The sequence below is a fragment of the Microbacterium sp. R86528 genome (genome assembly GCF_044596335.1).
Lineage (GTDB): Bacteria > Actinomycetota > Actinomycetes > Actinomycetales > Microbacteriaceae > Microbacterium > Microbacterium marmarense.
On record NZ_CP138996.1, the window covers coordinates 27,158 to 53,344 of the forward strand.

Consider the following 26,187-nt stretch of genomic DNA (forward strand, 5'->3'; position numbering starts at 1 on the left):
GTGAAGCTATTCCTTCAGCGCTTTTTGAATTCTTTGCAGTGAGGCGGGCTCGGCAGTTCCCAGCTGCTGAGCGAAGAGACTGATGCGAAACTCCTCCAGCAGCCAGCGCGTATGTTCGAGGGCGGGCGCGGCGTGCGGCGGGGGAGGGATCACGCCACCCGCTTCGGCGAAGATAGCGACGGCACGCTCCATCTCGCTCATTCGCTGCCGGTCCCGCCCCGGGTTCTCTGGCAGCGCCCGCACCCGATCCAACGCGCCTCGCAGATAGCGAGGCAACTGGCTCAAGCGCGCCAGGCCGGTCCGCGACACGAAGCCGGGATAGATGAGGCCAGCGAGTTGACCCTTGACGTCGCCCAGCGCGCCCAGCAGCGTCAGTGAATTCTGTTCGCGCACCGCACGTTCGACATCGCGTGACGCAGTCAGAATTTTTGCGGCCAGCGAGGTGGTTCGAAACAGTTCATCCACGACAACCGATGACAGTGCATCGCGCGCCGTGGCGAATGCCGCAGCAGTACGAATGGGGTTATCCGCTGACACTCTCTCGATCACGGCGTCGGCTACTGCCGCGCGACAGTCTTCGATGAGCGCTTTCGCCGACGGATAGGGGGATGCGGCGAGTGCCAGTTTCTCGGGCGCAGTGAGATGTTCGAGCACGTAAGACGTGGGTGACGGCACCGACAGCAACAGCAAGCGGCGCACGCCCGAGAGGGTCGCTCTGGCGGCAGCTTCAGGCGTGGCTTCGATTCGCAGCGAGACCGACGCGCCATCGTCGATCACCGCCGGATAGCCGCGCACGATTCCGCCCGCGACACGGGTGTCGACGACCGCCGGCACGTCACCGAAGTTCCACTCGGTGACCCCGGAGCGCTCCGCGAAGTCCGAGCTGCCGGCCGTGGGAGCGCCTGCACTCGGCCCCGCGACGGCAGCCGGCCCGCGGGCACTTCGGGCTTGCTTCGGGCTCAGCGACTTCGCGACCGAGGTGCGGGCGCGATGAGATAGTCGCTCTTGCAACGCCGCCAAGTCGCGGTCAGAGCCGACTGCGCGGCCGCGTTCGTCGACGGCGCGGAATGACACCTGAAGGTGCCCAGGCACTCTTTGCATCTCGAAGGCCGACGCGTCAACCTGCTGGCTCGCCAGTCGCTGAATTCGTGCCGCGAGGGCCTCACGCAGCGACTGCGGTGGAAATCCGCCGTGGTCTTCGGGGCCCTGCCCCACGAGTTCAGCCGAGAATTTGGTCGCCCAGTCTGCAGCTGGCACGACATGCCTGCGGAGCGATTTGGGCAACGACCGCAACAGAGCGGTGATGAGCTCGTCGCGCATGCCTGGCACTTGCCAGTCGAAGCCGGCTGGCTTGAGCTGAGCGAGCAGAGCAAGCGGCACGACAGCGGTCACGCCATCATCGGCGGCGCCTGGCTCGAACCGATAGGCCAGCGAGAGCACCTGATCGCCCTGGTGCCATCGCGCGGGAAAGTCGCCCTCGTCGCCACGCGAGGTGTCTTCGACGAGATCGCTCTGCGCCATGTCGAGCAAGCGCGGGGTGCGGGTGGACGCATCGCGCCACCACTTCTCGAACGAACGCGCATCGAAGACTTCGCGAGGCAGGCGCGCCTCGTAGAAGCGATACACGGCTTCATCGCCCACGAGAATGTCACGACGGCGCTCCCGCTCCTCGATCTTCTCCAGCTTGCGCCGCAGCTCGAGGTTTCGACGTTCGAACGCCGTGAACCTCTTATCGAGGTGCGAGGAGTCCCAGTCGCCGTCGACGAGTGCGTTGCGCACGAACATCTCTCGCGCCAGGGGCTGGTCGAATCGTGCGAGCTGAACGCGTCGCCGAGGAATGATCTCGACGCCGAAGAGAGTGACCTTTTCATAGACGGATGCTGCGCCAGTCGCTTTCGACCAGTGCGGCTCGCTCAACTGTCGTCTCGTGAGATCGCCCGCGAGTGCTTCGGCCCACTCCGGGTCGATCGCAGCGACCGTGCGCGCAAAGAGCCTCGATGTCTCGACAAGCTCGGCTGCCATAACCGCCGACGGGCGCTTCTTCTTCAGGCCGGAACCGGGAAAGATGGCGAAACGTGCGTTTCGTGCGCCGATGTATTCAGCACCCCGACGTGCCTCGATGCGAGCAGAGGGTGGGCGCCCGCCCTGCGTTTTCGCTGGTGCGCGGTCGTCGATGATGCCCAGATGCGAGAGCAGGCCCGACATGATCGCCTTGTGGATCGCGTCCTGTTCGCTCGCGGTGGGGGCCTCTGAAACTGTCCTGCGCGCACCGTCGCGCCGCTTTGCCCGCACCAGGGTGCTCAACTGGCGGTGTACGTCTGACCATTCCCGCACGCGGACGTAGTTCAAATGCTCCGCGCGGCACAGTCGTCGAAAGGCACTGGAACCGAGTTCTGCCTGCTTTTCCTGCAGGTAGTTCCATAGCGCAAGCAGGGTGAGAAAGTCGCTCGTGGGATCCACGAAGCGGGCATGCATTCGGTCGGCTTCTTCGCGGCGTTCTTCTGGCCGCTCGCGGACGTCTTGAATCGACATCCCCGCAACGATGGCGAGCACTTCCTGCTGCACCCCGGTGCGGCCAGCCTCGACGAGCATGCGTGCGAAGCGTGGATCGATCGGAAGGCGTGAGATCTCGCGCCCGAGGTCTGTGAGCGTTGCATGCTTTCCAGGTGCTGCGCCAGGCTTGACGGCTTGCAGTTCAAGCAGAAGATCGAAAGCGGCCTTGACGCCGCGCGAGTCGGGTGGCGTGAGAAAGGGGAATGCGGTGACGTCGCCAAAACCCAGCGACAGCATCTGCAGAATGACCGACGCCAGCGATGTGCGCAGGATCTCGGGCTCGGTGAACTCATCGCGACTGGTGAAGTCCGCCTCGGAGTACAGACGGATGGCGATGCCAGGGCTAGTGCGGCCGGCACGACCGGAGCGTTGCTGCGCAGACGCCTGCGAAATGGGTTCGATGGGGAGGCGCTGAATCTTGCTGCGGCTGCTGTAGCGGGAGATTCGTGCCGTGCCGGTGTCGATCACATAGCGGATGCCGGGCACGGTCAGGCTGGTTTCGGCGACGTTCGTCGCAAGGACTATGCGCCGTCGCACGCCGGCCGTGCCCGAGCGTTCGAATACTCGATGTTGCTCGGCCGAGGACAACCGCCCGTATAGCGGCAGCACCTCGGTCGGCGAAGCGTCTTTCGCGTACATGCCGCGAATGGAGTCCATGGCATCGCGAATCTCTGCTTCGCCAGGCAAGAACACGAGCACGTCGCCACCGGCTTCGCGATCCAGCTCGCGCAGTGCGGCGGTGATGCCGTCGACGTCGTCTTCAGCGTTCGCGTCGTGCGGTCGGTAGCGCACCTCAACCGGGTACGTGCGCCCAGAGACTTCGATGATGGGCGCGGGGGCTGCATCCGACCCAAAATGCTTGGCGAAGCTCTCGGGATCGATCGTTGCGCTGGTGATGATCACTTTGAGATCGGGACGCTTCGGCAGAATGCGGGCGAGATAACCCAGCAGAAAATCAACGTTCAAGGAGCGTTCGTGTGCCTCATCGACGATGATCGTGTCGTAGCGGCGCAGCAATCGATCACGGTGGATCTCGTTCAGCAGAATCCCGTCGGTGACCAGGGCGACCTTGGTCTCTGCGGTGACTTTGTCGGTGAATCGCACCTTGTAGCCGACGGTGGTGCCGAGCGGAACCTGTAGCTCTTCGGCGATGCGCTCAGCGATGGTGCGGGCGGCGATGCGTCGAGGTTGCGTGTGGGCGATCGCGGTGCGACCCAGTTCGAGGCAGATCTTGGGAAGCTGGGTGGTCTTGCCTGAGCCGGTTGCTCCTGCAACGATTACGACCTGGTTCTCGGCGATCGCGCGCGCAATGTCGTCGCGCGCCGCGCTGACAGGCAGCTCCGGCGGGTAGACGATCACGGGCTCGATGGCAGACATAGCCTTTGATCGTATCGCGAGAATGCTCTCCCAGCGTCGCCCTGTATGCACATGTACTCTTGCGCGCTAGGCTTGATCTATGACAATTCCTCACGTGATGCTCAATGACGGCAACTCGATTCCACAACTCGGCTGACGGCGTCTTCTTGGTGCCCGAAGACGACACCGCGCGGGCTGTGAGCGAAGCGCTCGAATTGGGCTACCGCCACATCGACACCGCGGCGATCTACGGCAATGAAGCCGGCGTAGGCGCAGCCATTGCCGCCTCAGGTATTCCTCGCGACGAGCTCTTCATCACGACAAAGCTGTGGAACGACCGCCATGACGGCGAACAGCCGCACGCGGCGATCGCGGAAAGTCTCGAAAAGCTGGGTCTCGATCGCGTAGATCTCTATCTGGTGCACTGGCCCGCCCCTGCCAACAACAAGTACGTGCACGCGTGGGAGAAGATGATTGAGATTCGCGAGGCAGGTTTGGCCACCAGCATCGGCGTCTCCAATCACCTCGTGTCGCACCTCGACGACATTGTGTCTGCGACCGGCGTGGTTCCGGCGGTGAACCAGATCGAACTGCACCCCGCGTACCAGCAGAGCGATATCACGGCCTGGGCCGATAAGCACGACGTGCGCATCGAGTCTTGGGGCCCTCTCGGGCAGGGCAAGTATGACCTCTTTGGTGCAGAGCCGGTTGCCGCCGCAGCGGCTGCGCACGAAAAGACTCCCGCGCAGGCGATTATTCGCTGGCACCTGCAGCGCGGCTTCATCGTCTTCCCGAAGTCAGTGCGTCGCGAGCGGCTCGCAGAGAACCTCAACGTCGTCGACTTCGAACTCAGCGCAGATGAGATGGCAGCGATCGACGCGCTGGATCCCGGTGACGGTTCCGGTCGAGTCGGCGCGCACCCAACCGAGCTCAACTAGCAGCGCCGCAGCAGCACCACGCTGTCGTCGAGGAGTGCTGGCTCACCCGAAGGGCTTGTCGCTTCGCGTGAGCGCACCTCGGCGATGAGCACCGACCACTGGTCGAGGTCGAGGTCGAGATTGTCGAGCTCTTGTGAAGCGGTGAGGAATCGGTGGCGGTGACCATCAAATGCGCGCGCCCACGGGGGAGCGGCTGCGTGGCCGATGATCAGCAGATGGCCGCCGGGAGCAATCCAGCTCGCAGCGCGTCGCAGTATCTCGACCCGGGGTAGTTCTACGGGAGCGTGCAAAAAGCTTGCCGTGACCAGATCTACCGTAGTGGCCGGGTTCCACGTCGCGAGGTCTGCGACGGTGAACGCGATTCGCTCCGGAGGAATGCCAGTATCACGAGCAGCTTCGCGCGCACGCTCGACGGCGACGGTAGAAATGTCTACGCCGGTAGTCGTCCAGCCCTGGGCGGCGAGCCAAAGCGCGTCAGCGCCCTCCCCGCATCCGAGATCAATCGCTGATGCGGGGTGAAGCTCACGCACCGCGGCCACCAGCGTGCCGTTCGGATTGCCTGACCAGATCCGGTCGTTCTCGCTATAGCGGGTATCCCAGAATGTGCTCGGGTCGGTGTCGGGCAGGGCAGCAGATGCTGGGCCTTTCGCCGTGGCGTTGTCGAAATCCGCATTCGTGAGGAACGCGTTCACGGCTGCGCCCGTCATCGACCCCATTCCCATTGACAACGGCACGTTTGCGTAGGGGGTCACGACGTTGCCGACCGCCCAGATGCGCGCATCACTCGTCTGGCCCATCGCGTCAGCTTCGATGAAAGTTCCCATCGGGCCTTCCGAGACGTCGAGTTCGACATCGCTCAGGAATGCATCGCGCGCACGTGCCGGTGCGGCGACAAAGAGCGCGTCGAGCTCGACAGTCGCGCCGTCAGCGGTCTTCACTCCCCTCAGCTCCGGTGCCTCGCCGAGCACCTCGATGACCTCGCTGGTGACGACGACCACGCCGCGGGCGTTGAGTCGGCTCAGCGAATCTGCGTCGAGTTCGACCCCGGCGCTGAGAAAAACGGTGACGCTCTCGCTGAGCTGCCTCACGAGCTGCGCGTGGTGCAATCCCGCGGATGACACCATCAGCACACCGATTCGACGATCCTTCACTTCCCAGCCGTGGCAGTAGGGGCAGTGCAAGACAGAGGAGCCCCAGTGCTCGGCCAGTCCGGGAATCTGCGGCAGCTCGTCGGTCGCTCCGGATGCGATGACGAGAGAGCGGGCGCGTTGCGTCTCGCCATCGCGAAGGCTGACTTCGACTTGCCGCTCGGTCGAGCGCACATGCTCAGCGGCGTCACTGTGAACGGTCACGCCATACTGCTCCACCTCGGCGCGCCCGCGTGCTGCGAGTTCCCAGGGTGCGGCGCCTTCGTGGCCGAGCACGCCGTGCATGTGGTCAGCGAAGCGATTGCGTGGCTCTGAAGTGTCGAGCACGAGTACTCGTCTTCTCGAGCGACCCAGCATCAGAGCGGCGCTGAGTCCTGCCGGGCCGCCGCCAATCACAATGGTGTCCCACGTCGAAGTCTTCATGATCAGAGCTTCACCTGATCTAGCGAGTATGGCAAGCTAACTTGCAGAAACAGCAAGGAGTGTCTTATGAGCGAGCTAGATCAGGTAGGCCCTCGACTAAGAGCGGTCCGCAAAGCGCGGGGGTGGACTCTCGACGACCTAGCCGAACGTGCGCGGGTCTCGCCGAGCACTCTCTCGCGCCTGGAATCGGGAAAACGGCAGGCAACCCTGGAACTGCTGGTTCCGCTCACCAGGCAATTGGGCATTCGTGTCGATGATCTGCTGCCCGACGAAGCTCGCGATCCGCGGGTTCGTCGCCCTGAGATTCGCGAGCATGGCCACATCGTGGCACCCCTCACGCTCGAGGACTCTCCGGTGCAGACCTTCAAAGTCACCTACCCGGGCGGCGCCGCATTACCCGAGCTTCGCACTCACGACGGTTTCGAGTGGCTCTACGTGCTCGCGGGCAAGCTGCGGTTGAGGCTCGGCGACCAGGATTTGGTGCTGACGCGCGGAGAGGCCGCAGAGTTCGACACGCGGGTGCCGCACTCGCTGTCAGCAGACGGAGCCAAACCCGCCCAGATCATCAGCATCTTCAACACCGAGGGTGCGCGCATTCACACCCACCTCACCGACGCAGTCCTAGACCCAACTGAACAATGAATCGGTGTGGAGTCGCCAAAAGTCGTAGGGGACTGACATTGCAGTAGCAAGCGGGTACCAGAAAATCGCAAGTGCGACGACCACCCAGAGGAACACCCATACCAGGCGTTGCCCGGTCAGACGCCGATACCGATCGGCATCCCAGGGCCCTCGAATATCTCGCAGCGCCGTGGTGAGGGCGATCAGCATGAACGGCAACATCAGCACCGTATAGAACTGAAAGATGGTTCGCTCGGGATAAAACAGCCACGGCACGTAGGTCATCACGAGCCCGGCGAGCACCAAGGCGTCTTGCCATTCTCGACGCATCACGAAGCGATAGACGAGGTAGATGACAGCAACCACACCTGCGTACCAGACCAGGGGATTTGGATTGCTGAGGATGGCCTGCGAGCAACCACTCGCACTCGTGCACCCCGCCTCACCCAGAGCGTCTTGGTGGTAGTACATCGAGGTAGGTCGAAGAAGCAGCGGCCACTGCCAGGCTGGACTCGCGTAGGAATGCGCTGAAGAAATCCCCGCGGCGGAGTTGTATATCGCGACGTGGTCGAGCCACAGGCTCTGAAACGACAGTGGCACCCACGAGAACAGCCCGGTAGCGGGATTCGCGTCTGCGGCGTGGCGGTCATAGCCACCGTCGGTCAGCAGCCACCCCGACCACGACGCGACGTAGGTCACGAGAGCGACCGGCACGAGCAGCACGAACGAGGCGAGCCCCTGCCGCACGGCGTCCGTCGGCCAGAACAGCACGCCTGCGCGGCGGCGGGCGAGAGCGTCGGTGACGACCAGATAGATGCCGATGCCAGCAAGCACCCACGCACCCGACCATTTGACCGCGCTCGCCGCACCGAGTGTCGCGCCAGCAGCAATGATCCAGGGGCGGTTCCACAGTATTGGTCCCCAAGCGGGCGGCTCATCGCCGTGGAATCGCGCCGAGACGGTCAGTGCGATGCGTTCCATCGTTCGTTGCCGGTCGATGACTACGAACAGAAAGGCGAGCAGCACGAAGAACGTCAGCGTCATATCGAGCAGCGCGACGCGGCTCATCGAGATTGCGAGGCCGTCGGTCGCCATCAGCAACCCCGCGACAACGGCGAACGTCGTTGAGCGGGTCATCCGTTTGGCGAGCAGCATCAGCACAAGCACCGCAGCCGTGCCGAGCAGTGCGGTGGTGAAACGCCAGCCCCACCCGTTGTCGGAGCCGAACAGCAGCATGCCGACGCCGATGATCCATTTGCCCAGAGGAGGATGAATCACAAACGACGGATCGGTCAAGAAGATCCCGGTGTTGCCCGCGAGAAAGCTCTCATTGGCTCCTTCAGGCCACGCGGCCTCGTACCCTAGCTGGGTGAGCGTCCACCCATCTTTGACGTAGTAGGTCTCATCGAACTGATTCATCAGATCGTGAGGATGCGCGAGGTTCCAGAATCGCAGAATGCCCGCGAGCAGGGTCACCAGCAACGGAGCGAGCCACGAGTACGTTCGGCGTGCCCGCTCGTCGTCGCGCATGCGACCGACGAAGCGGTCGTAGATGCTCGGGCGAGCGTCGGGGAGTAACCCGGCGGCAGGCGTAGAGGCATCGGTCACCCGCCCAAGTCTAGGCTGGGGGCGTGATCATTCTTGCTGCGACGCCCATCGGAAACCTGGGCGACGCGTCTCGCCGGCTCGTCGAAACACTTGAAGAGATCACGGTGATCGCTGCCGAAGATACCCGCACCACGCAACGACTGCTTGCAGCGCTCAACGTGGCCAACCGCCCGCGTTTGATCGCTTTGCACGACCACAACGAGAAAGAACGTTCGCCCGAGATCGTCGAACTCGCGCGCGAACGAGATGTGCTGGTGCTGAGTGACGCGGGCATGCCGACGGTGAGCGACCCCGGCTACGGGCTTGTGGCGGCGGCTGCTGCTGCGGGAGTGGGAGTCACCGCGATACCCGGTCCGAGCGCGGTGCTGACCGCGCTCGCTGTGTCAGGGCTGCCGACCGATCGATTCACCTTCGAAGGCTTCGTTGCGCGCAAGCATGGCGAGCGGGTCTCGGCCTTTCGAGCGCTTGGTGCTGAGTCGCGCACGATGGTCTTCTTCGACGCGCCAACACGCGTCGCCGCCACGCTGAGCGACATGGCAGAGGTCTTCGGTGCTGATCGACGGGCAGCGGTGTGCCGAGAACTCACGAAGTTCTACGAAGAGACGGCGCGAGGAACACTGGCAGAACTCGTCACCTGGGCAGATGCTGGCGTTCGCGGTGAACTCGTCATCGTCGTTGCCGGAGCCGAGCCTCAGGAAATCGCATTCGACGACGCTGTCGCGCAGGTGCTTTCTCTCGTTGCCTCGGGTACGCGCCTCAAGGATGCCTCCTCAGAGGTCTCGCAGCACACCGGGCATTCGTCGCGGGAGCTCTATCAGGCTTCGCTCGCCGCGCGCACAAAGAGCTCGGCGAAGCTCTAGCAATTGCCGGCAACCTCGACTGTTCTTGTCACACGGTGATGCGCAGCATCCACTCGAACTAGAATCTTCAAGTGACTTCCGGCAGTTCTTTCTACATCACGACGCCGATCTACTACCCGAGCGATGTTCCGCACATCGGTCACGGGTACACGACCGTGGCTGTCGATACACTCGCGCGCTGGCATCGCCAGGCAGGCGACGACACGTGGATGCTCACGGGCACCGACGAGCACGGTCAGAAGATGATGCGCGCTGCGTCGGCGAACGGCGCCACTCCACAGGAGTGGGTCGATCGGCTTGTGACGCAAGAGTGGTTTCCGCTGCTCGAGACGCTTGACGTCGCCAACGATGACTTCATTCGAACCACGCAGCCGCGACACGAAGATCGCGTCAAGGCTTTCGTGCAGGCGATCTATGACCGCGGCTACATCTACGCGGGCGAGTTCGAGGCGCTCTACTGCGTTGGGTGTGAGGAATTCAAGACGGAGTCTGAGATCGTCGACGGCGCCGGTCCCTTCGAGGGCCTGAAGGTCTGCGCGATCCACTCGAAACCGCTGGAACTTCTGCAAGAGAAGAACTATTTCTTCAAGCTCAGCGAGTTTCAAGACCGACTGCTCGAGCTGTATTCCAGCGCCCCCGATTTCATTCGCCCAGACTCGGCGCGAAACGAGGTCGCGTCGTTCGTCAAGCAGGGCCTCAAAGACCTGTCGATCTCGCGCTCGACCTTTGACTGGGGCATCCAGGTTCCGTGGGATGAGAGCCACGTCATCTACGTGTGGGTCGATGCGCTCCTCAACTACGCCACGGCCGTGGGCTACGGGGCGGAGCCCGAAGAGTTCGCGCGCCGCTGGCCGGCCTACCACGTCGTCGGAAAAGACATTCTTCGCTTCCACGCCGTCATCTGGCCGGCGATGCTGATGGCCGCAGGCCTCGAAGTGCCCCGAGGAGTCTTCGCCCACGGCTGGTTGTTGGTCGGCGGCGAGAAGATGTCGAAGTCCAAGCTCACCGGCATCGCGCCGAGCGAGATCACCGATGTGTTCGGCTCAGATGCGTACCGCTTCTACTTTCTCTCGGCAATCGCGTTCGGCCAAGACGGCTCATTCTCATGGGAAGACCTCTCCGCTCGCTACCAGGCCGAACTCGCCAATGGCTTCGGCAACCTGGCCTCGCGCACGATTGCAATGATCGAGCGCTACTTCGACGGTGTGGTTCCTGAAGCTGTTGACTACAGCGACGGCGACGTGCGCATTCAAAAGACGGTCTCAGATGCCGCCGTGGCTGCCGATGCGGCCATCGAACGCTTCCGCATCGATGAAGCGATTTCGTCGATCTGGACGATCGTCGACGCGCTGAACCTGTACATCACCGAGAACGAACCGTGGGCACTGTCGAAAGACGAAGCACAGCGCGATCGGCTGGCTACGGTCTTGTACACCGCTGCAGAGGGGCTGCGTGCGCTCGCGGTGTTGCTGTCACCGGTGATGCCCATTGCTACCGCGAAGCTGTGGACTGCCCTCGGTGCAGACAGTTCGTTAGGTTCCCTTCAGAACCAGCCGGTTCGAGAGGCTGGTTCGTGGGGCATTCTGCAGTCGGGCACGAGCGTCGCCGCTTTGGTGCCGTTGTTCCCGCGAGTGGAGCAGTAGGCCTGCACGCGATGAGCGACCCGAGCAACTACGTGCGTGAGCGTCACAACGACGGCTCGAGAGATGTTCGCTGGCCTGCGGCTCCTGACCCGCTCGCCGTCGTGCTGTACGACAATCACTGTCATCTCGAGATCGCGGATGGCGACGAACCGCGCACGCTCGGCGAGCAGCTTGATCGCGCGGCTGAGGTCGGGGTGATCGGCGTCGTTCAGGCTGGGGGCGACATTGAATCCAGCCAGTGGTCGGCATGGGCAGCTCAGTCGGATCCGCGGGTGCTTGCGGCCGTAGCGATCCATCCGAACGAAGCGCCGGTGTACGCCGAAGCAGGACGACTCGATGAAGCGCTTGAGGTGATCGATGCGCTCGCTGCGCAACCGCGAGTTCGCGCGATCGGTGAAACCGGTCTCGACTTTTTTCGGACCGAGCCTGAGCGCCTTCCCGCCCAGTTCGAGAGCTTCGAAGCACACATTGCGCTGGCCAAGAAGCACGACATCGCCATGCAGATTCACGATCGTGACGCGCACGATGCCGTACTCGAAACCCTTGAGCGGGTCGGAGCGCCCGAACGAACTGTCTTTCATTGCTTCTCGGGTGACGCCGAGATGGCGCGGTACTCGGCGCACCGCGGATACTACCTTTCGTTCGCGGGCAACGTCACGTTCAAGAACGCACAGAACTTGCGCGATGCCCTCGCGGTCACCCCGCTGGAGCGCATTCTCGTCGAGACCGACGCGCCGTTTCTCACTCCAACTCCGCATCGCGGACGACCGAACGCGCCCTATCTGATTCCCGTGACTGTTCGCTTCATGGCTGCTGAGCTCGGCGTTGACGTCGACGAGCTTTGCGCGCAGATCGCTGTCAACACGATCGACGTCTACGGCTCGTTCTCGCATTAGTCGGGCCGAGCGGTGCGCACCGGCGGCGACGCAGGTGGCCGCCGGCGCCGCGTGCGTCAGTCTTTGCGCTTGCGTGCAAACAGGGTCTCAGACTGTTCTAGCTCCATCCCCTTGGTTTCGGGAATGCGCAGCAGCACGAAGAAGAACGACAGCGCCGCGAACATGGCGTACATCCCGTACGTGAACGGCAACGACCATGTCGACATCGCGGGGAAGGTCATGGTGATCGTGAAGTTCGCGAGCCACTGTGCGCCGGCAGCGACGCCGAGCGCTTTGGCACGGATGCGGTTGGGGAAGATCTCGCCCAGAAGCACCCATACCAGCGGCCCCCAGGAAGCGCCGAAGCCCACGACGAACAGGTTGGCAGCCACGATGGCGATCGGTGCCCACACGCCGGGAAGGCTCAGATCGTCGCCCGATCCCTCCGCGAACGCAAATGACAATGCCATCGCCCCCAGCGATATCGCCATGATGACCGAGCCGGTGAGAAGAATCGGCTTTCGCCCCACGCGGTCAACGAGGAAGATCGCCACCAGCGTCACAAGCACGTTGGTGACGCTCGTCACCACGCTGATCAGCGGTGCGTTGGTCAGGCCGACCGAGTTCCACAGACTCGTCGAATAGTAGAAGATGACGTTGATGCCAACGAACTGCTGGAACACCGACAAGATGATGCCGATCCAGACGATCGGCTGCAGACCGAACGCTTTTCCACGCAGCGAGACGTTCGCGTTCTTCTGATCGGTTTCGATGGCTGCGATCAGCTCGTTCATCGTCTTGTCGAGGTCAACCTCAGGCACGAGACGCGAATAGATCTTTCGTGCTTCGTCGCTTCGTCCCTTGGCGATCAGATAGCGAGGTGACTCGGGCAGCGTGAACGAGAGCACACCGTACACGGCAGCGGGGAACACTCCGACGAGGAACATCCATCGCCACGCCTCGAGGCCGAGCCACAGCACGTTGTCGGCGCCGCCGGCGATGTCTTCAAGCCAATAGTCGCTCAGCAACGCGGTGAAGATGCCGAGCGTGATGGCGAGTTGCTGCAGCGAGGCCAGACCACCGCGAATCTGACGCGGTGCGACCTCAGCGATGTAGGCCGGCGCGATGACGGAGGCGATGCCGATGCCGAGTCCGCCGACCACGCGCCACAGCGCCAGATCCCACACGCTGAATGCCAGAGCGGCGCCCACCGAGTTGACGAAGAAGAGAATTGCGCCCAGCCACATGACTTTGAGTCGACCCCACCGGTCGGCGAGGCTTCCTGCCAGCATTGCTCCCGCAGCGCAGCCGAGAAGTGCGACGGCAACCACGAGGCCGGTAACGAAGTCGTTGAGTGCGAAGTCGCTCTGAATTGACTCGACGGCGCCATTGACGACCGACGAATCGAAGCCGAACAGAAACCCTCCGACCGCGGCGGCGACAGCAAGGCCGATCGCACGTTTTCCATAGGGGCTGCGGATCGAAAATGTATCCGCAGGAAGGGCATCGCTGGAGTTCATAGACGTCACGTTAGCGCGCGAAAGCGCGTCATGCGGCCGGGCGTGCGCCGCGTTACGATGCGCTACTGGTTACAGTAAACGCATGCCCGTAACACTTCTGGGTGCCGCGGAGATTCGCGCACTTGCCGCTGAGCTTGATGTCACTCCCACGAAGAAGCTCGGTCAGAACTTCGTGGTCGATGCGAACTCGGTGAGAAAGATCGTTCACGTGGCCAAGGTGCAACCGCACGAGCGTGTCGTCGAGGTGGGGCCTGGCCTCGGCTCGCTCACGCTCGCGATCCTCGAGACGGGTGCTCGTGTCACGGCGGTCGAGATCGACCATCGCCTCGCTGAGAAGTTGCCCTCCACGGCGGCTTCTCACGGGGTAGAGCCCGGCGCTCTCACAGTGGTGGATGCTGATGCGCTGCGAATCACTGAGCTTGACGGAAGACCGACTGTGCTCGTGGCAAATTTGCCGTACAACGTGTCGGTGCCGGTGTTGCTGCACTTCCTCGAGCACTTCGATTTCATCGAGCGGGGCGTGGTTATGGTGCAGTCCGAGGTGGGGGAGCGCCTTGCCGCCCCACCCGGATCGAAGGTGTATGGCTCACCCAGTGTGAAGGCCGCGTGGTACGGCTGTTGGCGTCTTGCCGGCACGGTATCGCGGCAGGTGTTCTGGCCCGTGCCCAATGTTGACAGCGTCTTGGTGGCGTTTGATCGAGACTCCGACCCGCGCGGGAGCGAAGCCGAGCGGCGAAGAACGTTCGAAATCGTGGATGCTGCCTTTGGTCAGCGTCGAAAAATGCTGCGTCAGGCGCTCTCTAGCGTTCTTGGCGGCTCAGCCGCGGCAGCATCCGCCATTTTGGAAAGTGCGGGAGTCGCCCCAACCGCACGCGGTGAGCAACTGTCGATCGAAGACTTCGTGCGAATCGCCCGTGTTGCGCCGGTAGCCTAAGCGTGTGACTGAACAATCGCGATACCTTTCCCGTGGCGGCGACCTGAACCGTCCGTACCTGGCTGCCACCGAGCGCTACGACGCGCCCGACTTTCGCCGCGTGGGCAATTCAGGGCTTGTTCTTCCCGCCATTTCGCTTGGCCTGTGGTGGAACTTCGGCGACAACATTCCATTCGACAACCAGCGGGCGCTGTTGCGCCACGCCTTCGACCGCGGCATCACGCACTTCGACCTGGCCAATAACTACGGCCCGCCGTACGGAACTGCTGAGATCAACTTCGGGCGCATGATGCGCGAGGACTTCGCGCCCTATCGTGATGAGCTCATCATCTCGTCGAAGGCGGGCTACGACATGTGGCCCGGGCCATACGGCAACGGGGGTTCGCGCAAATACGTCCTCGCGAGCGCCGAGCGTTCGCTCAAGAACATGAGCATCGACTACGTCGATATCTTCTACTCCCACCGCTTCGACGCCGACGTTCCGATGGAGGAGACCATCGGCGCGCTCGACACGCTCGTGCGGCAGGGTAAGGCGCTCTACGTGGGCATCTCGTCGTACTCCGCGCAGCAGTCGGTTGAAGCTGCCGCTATTGCGCGCTCGATGGGCACACCGTTGGTGATTCATCAGCCGTCGTACTCGATCGCGAACCGGTGGATCGAAGATGGTCTGACTGCGGCGCTCAAGCAAGAGAACATGGGTGCGATCGTCTTCACCCCGCTCGCGCAGGGGCTGCTCACAGACAAGTACCTCGCCGGGGGTCCCGCCGATCGTGCACAACAGCGTTCTTCGCTGCCGGGCAAGCAGGTGAGCGAGAAGGGGGCGACGCGTCTTCGCGGACTCGACACCATCGCGCGCGAACGCGGGCAGTCGCTGGCGCAGCTGGCCCTGCAGTGGGTGCTGCGCGACTCTGTCGTCGCCTCAGCGCTCATCGGAGCCTCGCGGCCCGCTCAGATCGACGAGAATCTGGCGGCGTTGGACGGCCCCGCCTTCACGGCCGAAGAGCTCGAGCAGATCGACGCGCTGTCGCAAGACATGGGTGAAGGTATGTGGGCGGAGCCGGAGCAGGAGTGAGCGAGGCGATGACCACGCCGGGTGTCCGCGTGCGCGCGCCCGGCAAGCTCAATGTGTTCTTCGAGGTTGGCCCGCTCAAAGACGATGGCTTTCATGACGTCGCGTCGGCGTATCAAGCAGTTTCGCTCTATGAAGACCTCTGGGCCGAAGACGCGGACGAGTTCACCATCTCGATTTCGGGCACGGTAGATGTTTCCACCGTGCCCGCCGATGACCGAAATCTCGCTGTTCGAGCCGCGAGATTGCTTGCCAAGACCATTGGTCATACCGGGGGCGTACACCTTGACATCGTGAAACACGTGCCGGTTGCCGGCGGGATGGGTGGTGGGTCTGCCGACGCTGCGGCGGCCCTTGTCGCTTGTGATGCGCTGTGGGGCAGCGACCTGAGCCACGCTGAATTGCAGCGCCTCGGAGCGCGGCTGGGAGCCGACGTGCCTTTCGCGCTCATGGGAGGCACGGCGATCGGTACCGGTCGTGGTGACGAGCTCAGTCCGGCGCTGGCCAAGGGGCGCTTCGATTGGGTCTTGGTCACCAGCGAGGCGGGACTGTCGACCCCCGAGGTCTACGGCAAGTTGGACGAGTTGCGTGAGAACGGGGCCATTGAGTTCGCCCGCTCGCAAGTGCGTGATGTTGCACCGGGGGTGCTTCACGCGTTGCGAGCAGGAGACCCCAGCGCACTAGCCGAGCACGTGCGAAACGATATGCAGGCGGCAGCTCTTGCGATCAGGCCGGAGCTTCGCGACACCCTTGAACTGGGCGATCGAGCCGGGGCCCTGGCGAGCGTGGTGTCAGGTTCTGGCCCGACGACTGCGTTCCTCGCCGGCGATCGTGAATCGGCGCTTGATCTTCAGATCAGCCTGGCGGCCGCCGGGTATCACGCACTTCATGTTCATGGCCCGGTGGCGGGCGCGAGGATATTACACGCCTGAGAGCAATTCTTCTGCTCCCCGCCCCAGGGGGTGAGGCGTCCGATACGCTCGAAACTCCACCCAGTGGGGGTTATCGCCATGATTGAGTTCGAACACGTCACCAAGCAGTTCCCTGACGGCACCACCGCGGTAGACGACTTCAGTCTCGTCATGCCACCGCACAAGACGACCGTGTTGGTCGGCTCTTCCGGGTGCGGAAAGACCACGTTGCTGCGCATGATCAATCGAATGGTGGGTGCGACCAGCGGCACGATCGCAATCGATGGCGATGACATTGCCACCCGTGAGCCCGTGAAACTTCGCCGCAGCATCGGCTACGTCATGCAGAACGCGGGATTGCTGCCACACTTCTCTGTCGCAGCGAACATCGCGACCGTGCCTGTGCTGCAGGGCATGTCGCGTCGCGATGCCAGGGCGCGCACTCTCGAGTTGATGGACACTGTGGGTCTTGATCGCTCCATGGCCGACCGCTATCCGCACCAGCTTTCTGGCGGACAGCAGCAGCGCGTCGGTGTGGCGCGCGGGCTCGCCGCTGACCCCAACATCCTTCTGATGGACGAGCCGTTCGGCGCCGTCGACCCGATCGTTCGCGCCGAATTGCAGGAAGAACTCTTGCGACTGCAGCGTGATATCGGCAAGACGATCGTTTTCGTTACGCACGATATCGATGAGGCGTTCCTGCTCGGCGACCAGGTGGTGATCCTCGAGAAGGGCGCGCGACTTGCGCAAGTCGGCACTCCCGACGAGATTCTTCAAAACCCTGCCAGCGACTTCGTCGCGTCATTCATCGGCGCAGACAAAGGCAAACGCGCGCTGCATGTCAAGCGAACAGCGAACGGCGAGGTGCTTGTCGACGCCGACGGCCGCACGCAGGGCGTATTGGTGAAAGACAGCGCCTGAGCATGGGGTGGATCGGCGACAACCTAGGGCTCATCGTGAGTCTCTCTGGCGAGCACCTGCGTCAGAGCTTGATCGCGATCGTGATCGGCTTCGTGCTGTCGATACCGCTGGGCTGGGTCGCCTGGCGCTACCGGCTGCTGCGCGGCTGGGTCATCACCTTGACCGGTTTGCTGTACACGATTCCGTCCCTGGCGCTGCTCATTCTGTTGCCGACGGTGTTCGGCTACAGCGTGATCAGTGAAACGAACCTCATCATCGCACTCACGATCTATGCCGTTGCTATTCTCGTGCGTTCGGTCGCCGATGGCTTGGATTCCGTCGACAACTCAGTGCGTCAGTCGTCGACGGCGATGGGTTTCGGCGCCGCACGGCGATTCTGGCGAGTGGAATTTCCGCTCGCCGGACCGGTGATCCTCGCAGGGCTTCGTGTAGCGGCAGTCAGCACCGTGTCGCTCGCCACTGTCGGCATTCTGGTGGGCGTCACGAACTTGGGATATCTCTTCACGAATGGCCTGCAGCGTCGCATCATTGCGGAGGTCTTCGCTGGGATCTTGGCGGTGGTCGTGATCGCTCTGGTGATCGATGGGCTGCTGGTGCTCGCAGGCCGTCTGCTGATGCCATGGACGCGCGCCGCCTCGCCGCGCGCAGCGCGCAAGAATCACCGAGTGATGGCCACAGCATGAACCTGATTGCCGACGCATTTGCCTGGTTGTTCTCACCCGAGCGCTGGGAGGGCAACTATGCGTTGCCCAAACTGCTGGCAGAGCAACTCTTCTATACCGCAGCTTCGGTCGCGATTGCAGCGCTCATTGCGATCCCGCTGGGTTGGCTCATCGGGCACACCGGCAAGGGTCGAGAAATCGCTGTCGCCATTTCGGGAGCGGCAAGAGCCGTTCCCGCGTTTGGGCTGCTCATCCTGCTCGTCTTGCTATTCGGAGTGTTGCACAAGCCCGAGGCGGCAATCGTCACCTTCGTGGTTCTGGCGATCCCCTCGCTGCTGGCGGGCGCCTACACAGGCCTCGAAGCGATAGACCGGCGCATCATCGACTCAGCGCGTGCCGTGGGAATGACGGAATGGCAGATTCTGTGGAAAGTGGAGGTGCCGTTGGGGCTGCCACTGCTCGTGGGTGGCATTCGCTCCGCCGTGCTCCAGGTTGTGGCGACGGTCACGATTGCGGCATACGTGAATCTCGGGGGATTGGGCTGGCCAATCATCCAAGGCATCCCACTGCAAAGATTCGACCAGGTGCTCGGCGGGGCGATACTCGTCGCCGCGCTTGCCCTCGTGCTCGATGGTTTGCTCGCGCTCGCCCAACACGCTGCCGCACCTCGCGGCACTCGTCAGCGAGACCAAAGTTCTGGCGTACCGCGGCCTGCCCAAGGCCCGATCGCGCCCCAAGACGTGGCGGAGGAATCCGCCCACGAGCCGGTGACACAGCCCGGCTGATACCTCGCACCACCAGAGAGGAAACAACATGTCCACCATACGCACGCGCCTTCTGCGCGCGTCAGCACTTGCCGCCGGCCTCAGCCTCGCCCTCGCGGGCTGCGCCTCCAGCAATCCGCTCGACGACACAACGGATGACACCGCCACCGAGACGACCGACACCATCGTGATCGGCTCGCAGGCGTATTACTCCAACGAGATCATTGCTGAAATCTACGCGCAAGCGCTGGAGAACGCTGGATTTGAGGTAGAGCGCAAATTCCAGATCGGCCAGCGCGACGCCTATATGCCAGCCATCGAGAACGGCGAAATCACGCTGTTCCCCGAGTACAGCGGAAACCTGTTGCAGTACTTCGATCCAGAGACGAGTGCGCGTAGCGCCGACGACGTCAACGCGGCGCTCGCCGATGCGCTTCCCGAGGGAATCACGGTTCTGGATGTGTCGACGGCGAGTGATCAGGACTCGTACACCGTCACTGCTGACTTCGCTGAGGCCAACTCGCTCGTATCAATCGCAGACCTTGCCAATGTCAGCGAACCGCTGACATTGGGCGGACCGCCCGAGTTAGAAGAGCGTGAGTACGGTCCGATGGGTCTGGCTGATGTCTACGGCATCGAAGTCGGCTTCTCAGCGACAGGAGATACCACTTTCGAAGATCTCCTCGCCGGAACGATCAACCTGGCCAACATCTATACGGCCGATCCGAGCATCGAAACCGAGGGTCTTGTCGTACTCGAAGACCCCGAGGGGCTTTTCCTCGCGTCCAATGTGGTGCCGGTGGTGAACGAAGCAGTCGCAGACGAGATTGCCGACGTGATCAACCCCATCAGCGCGGCGTTGACTCCAGCAGGCTTGGTTGCACTGAATGTGCAGAGCACCGTCGATCAGATGTCGTCGGCTGACATCGCGTCTGAGTGGCTCGCCGAACAAGGTTTGTAGCCTTTATTGCGCGGGCGTCCACACGGACGCCCGCGCTCGCCTAGCCTTGAGGAGACATGGCACATCTGCTCGGGGCTGAAGGCCTCCACCTAGAATTTCCCACCAAAGTCGTTTTCGACGGCGTCTCGCTCGGCATCGACGAGGGCGACCGCATTGGAATCGTCGGCCGAAACGGCGACGGCAAGTCGTCGCTCATGGCGATGCTCGCCGGACGTCTGCAACCCGATTCTGGGCGTGTCACCGTTCGCGGGGGAGTGCGCGTGGGCGTACTCGACCAAGCGGACACTCTCGACGGCACGATGACTATCGCTCAAGCGGTCGTCGGTGACATTCCCGAATACGAGTGGGCCGGTGATGCGAACGTGCGAGACGTGATCGCCGGTCTGCTTACGGGACTCGATTGGGATGGCCCCATCGAAGGTCTATCGGGTGGGCAACGTCGACGCGTCGCGCTCGCAGCGCTGTTGACCGGCGACGACGACGTGCTCTTTCTGGACGAGCCGACGAACCACCTCGACGTCGAAGCCATCGCCTGGCTCGCGCAGCACCTCAAGCGACGCTGGTCTGCCGCTAGCGGTGGCTTGCTCGTCGTCACACACGACAGGTGGTTTCTCGACGAGATCTGCACCAAGACCTGGGAGGTTCACGACCGCATCGTCGAGCCGTTCGAGGGTGGCTATGCTGCGTACATCTTGCAGCGGGTTGAACGCGACCGCCAAAGCGCTGTGATCGAGCAACGCCGCAAGAATCTCGCGCGGAAAGAACTCGCATGGCTGCGTCGCGGAGCGCCCGCCCGCTCAACGAAACCCAAGTTTCGCATCGATGCCGCAAACGAGCTGATCGCCGACGTGCCCGAGATTCGCGACCCGGTCGCGCTGCAGTCCCTGGCCGTATCGCGTCTAGGCAAAGATGTTGTAGACCTGCTGGACGCCGGCGTCACCTACGGCGACCGTGAAGTTCTTCACCCTTTCGAGTGGCGAATTGCTCCCGGCGAGCGCACCGGAATTCTCGGTGTCAACGGCGTCGGCAAGTCGACCCTGCTCGGGTTGGTCTCGGGCGAAGTCGAACCGACGACCGGTCGCGTCAAGCGCGGAACGACGGTGCAGGTAGCGACTCTTACGCAGCGCCTCGACGAGCTCGAAGCGCACCTGGACAAGCCCGTGCGGGTGGTCATCGCTGGCTTGCGCACGACCTACACCTTCGGTAGCGGCAGCAAATCGGCGGAGCTCACACCCGGACAGTTGCTCGAGCGCATGGGATTTGCCAGCGCGCAGCTGTCGACCCCCGTGAAAGACCTCTCTGGTGGCCAGAAGCGACGACTGCAGCTGCTGATGATCTTGCTCGAGCAACCCAACGTACTGATTCTCGACGAGCCGACGAATGATCTCGACACCGACATGCTCGCGGCGATGGAAGATCTCCTCGACACCTGGCCAGGCACACTGTTGGTGGTCTCGCACGATCGCTACTTCCTTGAGCGTGTCACCGACCAGCAGTACGCCATCCTGAGTGGGCACCTGCGCCACTTGCCCGGCGGCGTCGATGAGTACCTTCGGCTGCGCGAGCGGGAGCGCAACGGACCCGAGAAGTCCGCTGCGCTTGATACGACCAGTTCAAAGCCAAAGCTCGCGGGCGCGGAGCTGCGCAATGCGCAGAAAGAATTGGCCGCTCTCGAACGTCGAATGAGCAAGCTGGAATCCCAGATCGTGGCAGCGCGCACGGCTATGGCAGACCATGATCAGACCGATTTTGCCGGCCTCGGTGCCGAAATGTCTCGAATTGGCGCTCTTGAATCAGAACGCGAAGTGGCGGAGGCTCGCTGGTTCGAGTTGAGTGAAGTGCTGGAGTGACCACCACGGTCAATCTCGGCAGAGACTCAGCCGTCGAAACCGATGCTGAGCTTTCGCAGCAGCGCGGCTAGTCGTTCGCGGTCGGGTCGTGAAAGTGTGCTCAGCAGCAGTGCCTCGGCGTCTACGAGGCGCGTGATCGCCGCATCCACCCGCGTTCGGCCTTCTTCGGTGATGGTCACCAGCACGCTGCGGCCATCACCGGGATCTGATTCTCGCTTCACGAGTCGGCGACCGACGAGGCGATCGATGCGGTTGGTCATCGTGCCGCTCGAGACCAGCGTCTGCTGAAGCAACTGCTTCGGGCTGAGTTGAAACGGCTCGCCCGCCCGGCGCAGCGCGGAAAGCACATCCCATTCCCAGGGTTCCAGATCGCTGCGGCGAAAGGCATCACGGCGCGCACGGTCGAGGTGCCGTGAGAGCCGATCGACCCGCGAGAGCACACCGAGCGGTGAAAAGTCGAGGTCGGGACGCTGCGCGACCCAGGCTTCAACGATGCGGTCAACTTCGTCGGCTTCAGGGGGCATTCCCTCATTATCGACTGTGACATGTCCGTCGCGGTGGGGACGCACCGCCAACCTCTGGCAGACTGGTAGACGGTCGCCTCTTGGTGGCCGTTCCGCCGTGGTGTAATGGCAGCACGACAGCCTTTGGAGCTGTTAGGTCTAGGTTCGAGTCCTGGCGGCGGAGCATGTCTGGCAATTCGCTCGCAGTGATCGTTCTGGCCGCAGGCCAGGGCACCCGCATGAAATCTTCGCTGCCGAAGATGCTGCACCGCATCGGCGGTCGCACTCTGGTGGGGCATGTGCTCGATACCGCGCTTGTGCTCGAGCCCGATACGGTGTGCGTTGTTGTTCGTCATGAGCGCGAGTTGGTGGCGACTGCTGTGCGAGAGGCTGTGCCCGGGGCAGTTGTCGTCGATCAGGATGAGATCGCTGGCACCGGCCGGGCAGTGCAGGTCGCGCTGGACGCGCTGAGTGACTTCGATGGTGACATTCTCGTGCTCAGCGGCGACGTGCCGCTGCTCGAGTCCGATGCTCTCGGCGCTCTGCTCGCGCAGCACCGTGAGGCGCAGGCATCCGCGACTCTGCTGAGCGCGACGCTCGAGGACGCCACCGGATACGGTCGCATCATTCGCGACGCTCAGGGCGGTGTCGCACGAATCGTCGAGCAGAAAGACGCGACGGCCGACGAAGCATCGGTCAGCGAGATCAACGCTGGCGTCTACGCTTTCAACGCACGTGCGCTGCGCACTCACCTCGCAAACATCACCACCGCCAACGCGCAGGGCGAGATGTACCTCACCGACGTGGTCGCGCTGATGCGCCAGGCTGAGCTGGCCGTCGGCGCGCATATCGCGCCTGACGCAGCGACGGCCCTCGGGGTGAATGACCGAGTGCAGCTCGCTGAGGCAGCACGCGTGCTGAACGCGCGCATCGTGCGCCATTGGCAGCTTGAAGGCGCCACGATTCTCGATCCTGCCACCACATGGATTGACGCCACCGCGTCTCTTGCTCCTGACGTGACAGTGCTGCCCGGTTGCCACATTCTGCGAGCGACCACGGTTGCCACAGGCGCGACGATCGGGCCAGACACGAGCTTGGTCGACTGCGAGGTTGGCGAGAACGCAATTCTCACCCGCACGGATGCCACCCTTGCAGTGATTGGCGCTGGCGCCACCGTTGGGCCGTTCGCGTATTTGCGACCGGGTACCGTGCTCGGAGACAGCGGCAAGATCGGCACGTTCGTCGAGACGAAGAATTCGACGATTGGTGAGCGCAGCAAGGTTCCTCATCTTTCCTACATTGGCGACACCACCATCGGCAACGGCGTGAACCTCGGCGCGGGCGCCATCACGGCCAACTATGACGATCTCGCCAAGCACCGCACCGAAATCGGTGACGAAGTGCACTCGGGGTCGCACAACGTCTTCGTCGCGCCCGTTAGGATTGGCGCAGGCGCAAAGACTGGCGCGGGGGCGGTCATCCGCAAGGATGTTCCCCCCGGTGCACTCGCCCTCAGCGTGGCTCCTCAGCGAAACGTCGAGGGGTGGGTCGAGCAGAACAGACCAGGAACGGGCGCGGCAGAAGCCGTAGCCAAGGCACGAGCGGCACAGAAAGCGGACGATGGCGCGAACGAAGAAGAAGACCGTTGATCTTGACCGTGACAATGACATCGCGCCTGGCCTCGTAGCCAAGACGAAGAAGCGTCTTGTCGTCGCACGCGGCAGCTCCCATCCCGAACTCGCCTTCGACGTAGCTGGTGCGCTCGGCACCGAGCTTGTTCCCACCGAGTACCGCACCTTCGCCTCGGGAGAGATCCTCACCCGGTTCGAAGTGTCGATTCGTGGTTGCGACCTTTTTCTCATTCAGAGCTTTGGCCCGCCGGTCAACGAGTGGCTCATGGAGACGCTCATCATGCTCGACGCTGCCAAGCGCGCGTCGGCGAAGCGAATCACGGTGGTCGCGCCGTATTACCCCTATTCGCGACAAGACAAGAAGGGTCGTGGGCGTGAGCCCATCAGCGCCCGGCTGGTCGCTGACCTGCTTAAGACGGCGGGCGCTGACCGCGTCATGAGCGTCGACCTGCACGCCGCTCAGATTCAGGGTTTCTTCGACGGCCCCGTCGACCATCTCTTCGCCAAGCCGGTGCTGTTGGAGTACTTCAAGAGCACACTGAGCCAAGATGATCGCGAACTGCTGACCGTGGTGTCGCCCGACACGGGCCGAGTGCGCGTTGCCGACACCTGGTCGGACAGTCTCGGTGCACCGCTTGCGATCATCCACAAGCGCCGCGACCCGAACGTGGCCAACCAGATCACCGTCAATGAGATCGTCGGTGACGTTGACGGGCGAGTGTGCTTGCTGGTCGACGACATGATCGACACGGGCGGCACGATCGTGAAGGCTGCTGAAGCGCTGAAGCGCAGCGGCGCCAAGCGGGTCATCGTTGCGGCAACACACGCCATCTTCAGCCACCCTGCGGTGGAACGCCTGCAGAACGTCGCAATCGACGAGGTCGTGGTGACCGATACGGTGCCGATCCCCGAAGAGAAGCGGTTCGAATCGCTGACCGTGCTGCCGATCGCACCCCTGCTCGCGCGCGCGATTGAAGAAGTCTTCCAAGACGGATCGGTCACCAGCATGTTCGACGGCGCCGCGTAGGTTTCGCATAGCGCTCTCAAAGACTTCGTTGTCACACTGACGTCAGTCTTATCGTGCCGGTGCCCGAGCACCCGTCGACTCTGGAGGAACCCTTTGATACGCAACGTTGTTTCTCGCCCCGCGCGTGCTACCGCTGCTATGGCGGCGACGGCCGGAATCGTCGCGCTCGCAGGATGCAGCCCCAGCACCGAGGCGGCCGCACCAGACGCAGGCAGCGTGCCAGCGGGTGACGGCACATATGTCGATGGAACCTACAGCGCAGATGGCTCGTATGCCACCCCGGAGTCGGTAGAGAGCATCTCGGTCACCGTGACCCTCTCGGATGACGTGATCACCGAGGTGCAGGTGGTCGGCGACGCGCAGGCGCAAGAATCGCAGCAGTACCAGAGCGACTTCATCGGCGGGATCAGCGACGTCGTCGTCGGCCAAGACATCGACGAGATCTCAGTGTCCCGAGTAGCGGGCTCATCGCTCACGAGCGGTGGATTCAATCAGGCGATCGAAGCGATCAAGGCCGAAGCTGCCGCGTGAGATGGCGAGCGAACGCTCTCGCTGGAGCTTCGATGCCATCGGCACGCGCTGGGAGATAGAGACCGACGAGCCGCTGAGCGAGGAGCGTCAACGACAAGTTGCCATCATCATCGATGGTTTTGATAGAACCTGGTCTCGGTTTCGCGGCGACTCAGTGGTTGCGCATCTCGCACGTGGTGCGAACTCAGTGCCGCTCCCGATCGACGCCAGCGCCATGCTTGACGCATACGTCGCGCTGAGTGAGTCAACGTCGGCAGCGGTCAATCCGCTCATCGGCGAGGCACTTGCTGCGCGCGGCTATGACGCCTCGTACTCGTTCACTGATCGCGGCGCCCAGCGGGCTCCGGCTGAGTGGCAGAGCATAGTGAGGTGGAATGAGGGGCGGCTCAGCGTGGTGCCGCCAGCAGTCCTTGACGTGGGTGCGCTGGGAAAGGGGCGGCTCGTCGACCTCATCGCCGACCTGCTCGCCGATGTGGGCGGAGACATGGTGGTGGATGCCAGCGGTGATCTGTCGGTGCGCGGCTCAGCTCAGCGCGTTGCGCTCGAGCATCCCTTCGATCCCCGTCGCGCTATCGGCGTGTGGGAGGTATCGGATGCGGCATTGTGTGCATCGTCGACCAGCCGGCGAGCTTGGGGCGAAGGGCTGCACCATGTGCTCGATGCGCGCACCGGGGAACCCGTGCGGACAGTTGCTGCCACCTGGGCTGTCGCTCCTCGTGCCATGGCTGCCGACGGAATTGCGACCGCGCTGTTCTTCGATGGCGGACCGAAGCTCGCACGGGACTGGGACGCACGATGGGTCAGAATGTTCACGGACGGCCAGGTGCAATGGTCGCCCGGATGCGACGCAGAGCTCTTCAACGGGCGATAGCGTGGAG

At 63.1% G+C, this 26,187-nt stretch carries 21 protein-coding genes, 1 tRNA gene and 1 pseudogene; 18 read left to right on the forward strand and 5 right to left on the reverse strand.

Annotated features, from left to right (window positions below; all coding sequences use genetic code 11):
* Positions 1-6: 6 nt before the first annotated feature.
* Positions 7-3,930: an ATP-dependent RNA helicase HrpA gene (gene hrpA, locus SJY18_RS00125; protein WP_396667996.1), complete on the reverse strand. Its 3,924-nt coding sequence runs from the start codon at positions 3,928-3,930 to the stop codon at positions 7-9.
* A gap of 79 nt (positions 3,931-4,009) precedes the next feature.
* On the opposite strand from hrpA, the pseudogene SJY18_RS00130 reads away from it, so the two are divergent.
* Positions 4,010-4,847, forward strand: a pseudogene (locus tag SJY18_RS00130) (aldo/keto reductase).
* On the opposite strand, the gene SJY18_RS00135 reads toward SJY18_RS00130, so the two are convergent.
* Complete coding sequence (locus SJY18_RS00135; protein ID WP_396667997.1) at positions 4,844-6,418, reverse strand: FAD-dependent oxidoreductase; 1,575 nt, start codon at positions 6,416-6,418, stop codon at positions 4,844-4,846. The pseudogene SJY18_RS00130 and the gene SJY18_RS00135 overlap by 4 nt on opposite strands.
* Positions 6,419-6,484: 66 nt before the next feature.
* On the opposite strand from SJY18_RS00135, the gene SJY18_RS00140 reads away from it, so the two are divergent.
* Positions 6,485-7,060, forward strand: coding sequence for a helix-turn-helix domain-containing protein (locus tag SJY18_RS00140; RefSeq protein WP_396667998.1), 576 nt, complete (start codon positions 6,485-6,487; stop codon positions 7,058-7,060).
* Here SJY18_RS00140 and SJY18_RS00145 read toward each other — a convergent pair.
* Positions 7,040-8,647: a dolichyl-phosphate-mannose--protein mannosyltransferase gene (locus SJY18_RS00145; protein ID WP_396667999.1), complete on the reverse strand. Its 1,608-nt coding sequence runs from the start codon at positions 8,645-8,647 to the stop codon at positions 7,040-7,042. The two genes, SJY18_RS00140 and SJY18_RS00145, sit on opposite strands and share 21 nt — an antisense overlap.
* Before the next feature lie 23 nt (positions 8,648-8,670).
* Between SJY18_RS00145 and rsmI the strand changes: the two genes are divergently transcribed.
* The 3 genes from rsmI (at position 8,671) to SJY18_RS00160 (ending at position 12,046) form a co-directional block, all read left to right on the forward strand.
* A complete protein-coding gene (rsmI, locus tag SJY18_RS00150; protein ID WP_396668000.1) occupies positions 8,671-9,507 on the forward strand; it encodes a 16S rRNA (cytidine(1402)-2'-O)-methyltransferase in 837 nt (278 codons plus the stop codon).
* Positions 9,508-9,578: 71 nt separating this feature from the next.
* Positions 9,579-11,150 carry a methionine--tRNA ligase gene (gene metG, locus SJY18_RS00155; RefSeq protein ID WP_337338372.1) on the forward strand — a complete coding sequence of 524 codons (1,572 nt, stop codon included), beginning with the start codon at positions 9,579-9,581 and terminating at the stop codon, positions 11,148-11,150.
* Between the two features lie 11 nt (positions 11,151-11,161).
* Positions 11,162-12,046 (forward strand): TatD family hydrolase, encoded by an 885-nt coding sequence (locus SJY18_RS00160; protein ID WP_396668001.1) that lies wholly within the window; start codon positions 11,162-11,164, stop codon positions 12,044-12,046.
* A 56-nt stretch (positions 12,047-12,102) separates the two neighbouring features.
* Here the strand turns inward: SJY18_RS00160 and SJY18_RS00165 are convergent, their stop codons facing one another.
* Complete coding sequence (locus SJY18_RS00165; protein WP_337338370.1) at positions 12,103-13,545, reverse strand: sugar porter family MFS transporter; 1,443 nt, start codon at positions 13,543-13,545, stop codon at positions 12,103-12,105.
* A gap of 82 nt (positions 13,546-13,627) precedes the next feature.
* On the opposite strand from SJY18_RS00165, the gene rsmA reads away from it, so the two are divergent.
* The 8 genes from rsmA to SJY18_RS00205 all read left to right on the forward strand — a co-directional run bounded on the left by rsmA (position 13,628) and on the right by SJY18_RS00205 (position 21,617).
* A complete protein-coding gene (gene rsmA, locus SJY18_RS00170; protein WP_396668002.1) occupies positions 13,628-14,479 on the forward strand; it encodes a 16S rRNA (adenine(1518)-N(6)/adenine(1519)-N(6))-dimethyltransferase RsmA in 852 nt (283 codons plus the stop codon).
* Positions 14,480-14,483: 4 nt separating this feature from the next.
* Complete coding sequence (locus tag SJY18_RS00175) at positions 14,484-15,551, forward strand: aldo/keto reductase (protein ID WP_337338368.1); 1,068 nt, start codon at positions 14,484-14,486, stop codon at positions 15,549-15,551.
* Positions 15,552-15,559: 8 nt separating this feature from the next.
* Complete coding sequence (locus tag SJY18_RS00180; RefSeq protein ID WP_396668003.1) at positions 15,560-16,480, forward strand: 4-(cytidine 5'-diphospho)-2-C-methyl-D-erythritol kinase; 921 nt, start codon at positions 15,560-15,562, stop codon at positions 16,478-16,480.
* 78 nt (positions 16,481-16,558) lie between these two features.
* Positions 16,559-17,380 (forward strand): ABC transporter ATP-binding protein, encoded by an 822-nt coding sequence (locus SJY18_RS00185; RefSeq protein WP_396668004.1) that lies wholly within the window; start codon positions 16,559-16,561, stop codon positions 17,378-17,380.
* Positions 17,381-17,382: 2 nt separating this feature from the next.
* Positions 17,383-18,063: an ABC transporter permease gene (locus SJY18_RS00190; protein ID WP_396668005.1), complete on the forward strand. Its 681-nt coding sequence runs from the start codon at positions 17,383-17,385 to the stop codon at positions 18,061-18,063.
* The gene (locus SJY18_RS00195; RefSeq protein WP_396668006.1) at positions 18,060-18,827 is read left to right on the forward strand and encodes an ABC transporter permease; all 768 of its coding nucleotides are present in this window, start codon (positions 18,060-18,062) and stop codon (positions 18,825-18,827) included. The genes SJY18_RS00190 and SJY18_RS00195 overlap by 4 nt, the downstream gene beginning before the upstream one ends.
* A 28-nt stretch (positions 18,828-18,855) precedes the next feature.
* Positions 18,856-19,767, forward strand: a complete 912-nt coding sequence (locus SJY18_RS00200) for an ABC transporter substrate-binding protein (RefSeq protein WP_396668007.1) — start codon at positions 18,856-18,858, stop codon at positions 19,765-19,767.
* 56 nt (positions 19,768-19,823) lie between these two features.
* Complete coding sequence (locus SJY18_RS00205; RefSeq protein ID WP_396668008.1) at positions 19,824-21,617, forward strand: ABC-F family ATP-binding cassette domain-containing protein; 1,794 nt, start codon at positions 19,824-19,826, stop codon at positions 21,615-21,617.
* A 26-nt stretch (positions 21,618-21,643) separates the two neighbouring features.
* Here SJY18_RS00205 and SJY18_RS00210 read toward each other — a convergent pair whose 3' ends face one another.
* Positions 21,644-22,141, reverse strand: coding sequence for a MarR family transcriptional regulator (locus SJY18_RS00210; RefSeq protein WP_337338361.1), 498 nt, complete (start codon positions 22,139-22,141; stop codon positions 21,644-21,646).
* Positions 22,142-22,232: 91 nt separating this feature from the next.
* Between SJY18_RS00210 and SJY18_RS00215 the strand changes: the two genes are divergently transcribed.
* The 5 genes from SJY18_RS00215 to SJY18_RS00235 all read left to right on the forward strand — a co-directional run bounded on the left by SJY18_RS00215 (position 22,233) and on the right by SJY18_RS00235 (position 26,180).
* Positions 22,233-22,304, forward strand: a tRNA-Gln gene (locus SJY18_RS00215).
* Position 22,305: 1 nt separating this feature from the next.
* Positions 22,306-23,769: a bifunctional UDP-N-acetylglucosamine diphosphorylase/glucosamine-1-phosphate N-acetyltransferase GlmU gene (gene glmU, locus SJY18_RS00220; protein WP_396668009.1), complete on the forward strand. Its 1,464-nt coding sequence runs from the start codon at positions 22,306-22,308 to the stop codon at positions 23,767-23,769.
* Positions 23,741-24,778: a ribose-phosphate diphosphokinase gene (locus tag SJY18_RS00225; RefSeq protein ID WP_337338359.1), complete on the forward strand. Its 1,038-nt coding sequence runs from the start codon at positions 23,741-23,743 to the stop codon at positions 24,776-24,778. The genes glmU and SJY18_RS00225 overlap by 29 nt, the downstream gene beginning before the upstream one ends.
* A gap of 138 nt (positions 24,779-24,916) precedes the next feature.
* Positions 24,917-25,309 carry a hypothetical protein gene (locus tag SJY18_RS00230; protein ID WP_396668010.1) on the forward strand — a complete coding sequence of 131 codons (393 nt, stop codon included), beginning with the start codon at positions 24,917-24,919 and terminating at the stop codon, positions 25,307-25,309.
* A 1-nt stretch (position 25,310) separates the two neighbouring features.
* Positions 25,311-26,180, forward strand: a complete 870-nt coding sequence (locus SJY18_RS00235; protein WP_396668011.1) for an FAD:protein FMN transferase — start codon at positions 25,311-25,313, stop codon at positions 26,178-26,180.
* The last annotated feature ends 7 nt before the right edge of the window (positions 26,181-26,187 follow it).